Annotated in this window: 4 protein-coding genes; 2 read left to right on the top strand and 2 right to left on the bottom strand. The window is 71.8% G+C overall.

The window, feature by feature from the left end:
• On the bottom strand, positions 1-850 hold an 850-nt coding region (locus VG869_03430; protein ID HEV3450234.1), incomplete at its 3' end, for a glycosyltransferase family A protein.
• Between the two features lie 50 nt (positions 851-900).
• On the opposite strand from VG869_03430, the gene VG869_03425 reads away from it, so the two are divergent.
• Positions 901-1,740: a polysaccharide deacetylase family protein gene (locus tag VG869_03425; protein ID HEV3450233.1), complete on the top strand. Its 840-nt coding sequence runs from the start codon at positions 901-903 to the stop codon at positions 1,738-1,740.
• A 61-nt stretch (positions 1,741-1,801) separates the two neighbouring features.
• On the opposite strand, the gene VG869_03420 is transcribed toward VG869_03425, so the two are convergent.
• Positions 1,802-2,593 (bottom strand): hypothetical protein, encoded by a 792-nt coding sequence (locus tag VG869_03420; GenBank protein HEV3450232.1) that lies wholly within the window; start codon positions 2,591-2,593, stop codon positions 1,802-1,804.
• 703 nt (positions 2,594-3,296) lie between these two features.
• Here VG869_03420 and VG869_03415 point away from each other — a divergent pair.
• The coding region (locus tag VG869_03415; GenBank protein ID HEV3450231.1) for a hypothetical protein at positions 3,297-3,815 on the top strand (519 nt) is incomplete at its 3' end.

The raw sequence follows: 3,815 nt of genomic DNA, 5'->3' as shown, positions 1-3,815 counted from the left end.
CGAGCATGGCCACGGCGAGCAGCCAATCCCGCGCCCGCCCCGAGTGCTTCGCCACGTCGGACTGGAACGACATCGCGAGCCGGCCCTGCCCGGCGCGGCTGGCCGCTTGCGCGTACCAGCGAAAGTGGCTCTCGACATCGGGGACGACCTGCAGAGATCCGTCGGAGCCGGTGTGCAGTGCGGCGACGTCGTCCATGCCCCGTCGGAGCCGGCGCGCGTCGGCCGTCACCGACCGGGGGTGGAGACGAACCGCGACGACCCGCTCCGGGACGACCCCGACGGGTGCGCGGTCCGCCAACCGGAGCCAGAGATCCCAATCTGCGCCGATCGAGAGGTCCCGATAACCGCCCGCGTCGCGGACGAGGTCGGTACGGGCCATCACCCCGGAGGCGCCTCCGGGGATGCCCCCCCGCCGGCGCAGCTGGGCCAGGATCTCGTCCGCGGACACGGACGGGCTCACCGCGCAGACGACGGGTCGCCCGGCCCGGGTCACCCAGAAGGAGGCGTTCCCACAGGCCATCCAGCCGACGCCGTCAGCGGCGGCGAGCTGGGTCACAAGCTTGCGGGGGTGCCAGAGGTCGTCATCGTCGCAGAACGCGATCCACGGTGCGGTGACGGATTCGAGGCCGGCGTTTCGGGCGGCCGCCTCGCCGGAGCCAGGGCGCGGCGTCACCACCACCCGGACTCGGTCGTCCGCGAGGACGCCACCGAGCTCTCCTCTCGAGTCGCCGTCATCAACCACGACGACGTCGAGCTCGACGTCCACCTGACTGAGGACCGACCGCACCGCTTGCCCGAGCTCGTGGGGACGATTGAAGGTGGGGATGACAACCGCGACTCGGGCACCCATGCTTCGGCACTATTGCTGCGACCCTGACAACGGTCAAGGCTCGGGTGTGCATGGCGCGCGCGAACCAGCCGCTAGCCTTCGTGGTGGCGCGGAAGGCCGCGGTGGAGTCCTCTGGGACGGCGGACGAGATGCTGGAACAGCAAGACGTCGATTCGGCCCCGGCTCCCGTCCCGCTGTGGCGGCGCGCGAAACGCCGTCTGCGTCCGCCGGTCGAACGGGTGCTGGCGCCTGGCGGCTGCGTCGTCGGAGCCAGGACCGACGAACCCTTGGTGGCGATCACCTTTGATGACGGACCGGATCGGAGCTGGACCGCGCCGATCCTGGAGGTGCTCTCGGCGCGCGGAACTCGCGCCACGTTCTTCTTCCTCTGTGCCAATGCCGAGGCCGCTCCGGCCCTGGCCCGGCGCGTGATCGCGGAGGGGCACGAGGTCGGCCTGCACGGCGTCGATCACACCAACCTGACGACGTTGTCGGCGCGCGCGGTCCTTCGACGCACGCGTGACGGCCGACGACGCCTCGAGGAGATCGTCGGAGCACCGGTTCGGTGGTTCCGCCCCCCCTACGGCGAGCAACGGATCCGCAGCTACGCGATGGTGCGCGCCGCGGGACTGGACGTCGTGATGTGGAGCACCGTCGGCGACGACTGGCTGGAGCAGCCGGCGGAGCGGGCGGCGCAGCTCATCGTGCCGGCCGTGCGACCGGGAGCGGTCGTCCTGCTCCACGACGGCTGGGAGCCGCCGAAGCGGAAGGTCTCACCACCGACCTTCGATCGAGCCCGGATGGTGGAGGTCCTGCTGGACGGGCTGGACGACCGGGGATACCGGGCGACGTCGATCGGCGACCTCGTGAGCGGCCGCAAGGTGGTGCGGAGCGCCGCGAGCATCGTCTGAGCCGCCGGCCCTCCCGCCGGGCCCGGCCGGTGATCACCCGGCCGCGGCGGGCCGATTCAGGTCAGCCGGTGAACCGTGGGGTCACCACGACCGTCGCGGGCGCAGATGCCGGCGGTGCCGGTGCCGCCGCCGGCTCGAAGCTCGCCGCGGTTCCCGCGAACAACCCCGAGACCGTGGTCTGGGACATCTGGTGCGCGGCGGGGTCAGTCGCGATCAGGAAGCCGGCCTGATTGTGGGTCGAGGGACCCGCCAGCGGGATCGCGGTGAACCCGCCGCCGGGGGGACTCCCGGTTCGCGCCTGGCTCGTCGAGATGAGGCCGACGAAGAGCTCGTTGCCGACCGCGGGGGTGATCGACGGTGCCACCGCGGTGGTCCCGTTGCCCGTCGTGCCGGCGGGCTTGCCGTCCAGCACGCCGGGCTCGGCCGTCGGAACGCCCGAGAACTCGAGCACCGCGGTGGAGTAGAGCGACGTGGCGGGGCCCGACAGGTTGATCGTGATGGCGGTGCCGGCGCCCGAGGAGTTCAGCCCGTACCAGACCTCGTTGTCGCCGGTGTTGGCGTTGTCGTTCTGCTGGTTGGCCTTCACCCAGGTGACGCCTCCACCCGAGACGGAGGTGACGGTGACGAGGTCGGCCTCGTTGGTCCAGACCAAGACCAGCATGTGGCCAGCGCCCGGGGCGCTCGAGAGCGTGACCGTTTCGGTCGCTCCGAGCGTCGTCGCCGCGGCCGACTGCTGGACGAGGGCGATGCCCGGCGCGGCGCCCGCGTCCTGCAGGCTCGCGGTCAGCCAGCCAGGAGTTGCCAGCGCCGCGGCCGCGACGACGCCCACCAGCAGCGTCCGGACGCGCCGCACGGCCGCGGAGCGCGTGCTGGCCGCGCGCGCACGTCGAGGGGCCGGGCGGTCGGTTGCGTTCGCCTGGCCAGGATCGTCCCGGCGCGTCCACATCCGCATGCAGCTCCCTTTCCCGCAGACCCAAATCACCGGCATCCGGCTAAACGGGGAGATCCTAGACGTGGGTGACGATCAGGTGGGGGTTCCGGCGGGGCGCCGCTCGCGGCCCCGCCTCCCGGCGGGCGGGGGCGTCGGCTGGCCCCGCCCCGCGCTTCCTCCCTGATCGTTGAGCTCGCAACTTTTTTCGGCGGGCGGCAGCGAACCACCGGGCCCGCCCCTGCGGGTGATCCTCGGGGCCCGAGGACCGAGGTCTCCCACCGGGCCCCACCACGGAACCGAGCGCCGCCCCGGGCCGTCTGGCGGGCCCGAGCACGTCATGATCGGGCCCACGAAGGCCGCGCCGAGGCGGGGCCCGCCCCGTTGCCCGTTCCGGGGGCCTCTATGCTGAGTGCGCGCTGACGATCTCCACGTGGCCGACCGGCAGCGGTGGCCCACCCCTCTCGTCGGCCCGAGAGGCGGGCGACCCGCCGCCGCGACCTGCTCCGCCGGGTGCTGATGCAGCGGGCGAACGGAGGCCCGCCGTTGCGTCCTCAAGGTGCTGGCCTGAGACGCCGAGCGTAGGTGCCGGGTTGAGGATGCCGGATCGACGACGAGAGGGGCACCCATGAGCGAGCCGTCAGCCAGCCCTCCCGGCGCCAAACCAGGGCACACGAAGCTGTATCCAGGTCCCGGGTTTCGGCTTCGGTACTACGACGGCAAGACCGATCCCGAGGTCGTGGCCGGCCTGCAGGCCTTCGAGTCGCCGGAGGTCTCCGACCTGCAGAACCGCCTCTACACGATGAACTCCGACATCCGGGCCATGACCGCTCCCGACCTGCGCATCGTCGGTCCGGCCTGCACGGTGAAGGTGTTCCCAGGCGACAACTTGATGGTCCACAAGGCACTCGACATCGCGCGCCCTGGAGACGTGATTGTCGTCGACGCGAGCTCGTCCACGATGACCGCCGTCTTGGGCGACACGATCAGCATGAAGGCCCGGCACCGGGGAGTCGTCGGCTTCGTCGTGGACGGGCTGATCCGAGACCTTCCGGCCATTCTGCGGCTCGGTGACTTTCCGATCTTCGCCCGCGGGGTCACACCGATCGGACCGCTGCAGCGAGGACCCGGAGAGGTCAACTACCCG

The organism is Acidimicrobiia bacterium, assembly GCA_035948415.1.
Classification (GTDB): domain Bacteria; phylum Actinomycetota; class Acidimicrobiia; order IMCC26256; family PALSA-555; genus PALSA-555.
Note: the sequence above shows the minus strand (reverse complement) of the source record. Positions and strands in the feature narration are given on the sequence as shown.

Excerpts from the sequence above, each read along its gene's own strand:
- VG869_03425 (HEV3450233.1), top strand. The coding sequence starts at position 901 with ATGGCGCGCGCGAACCAGCCGCTAGCCTTCGTGGTGGCGCGGAAGGCC.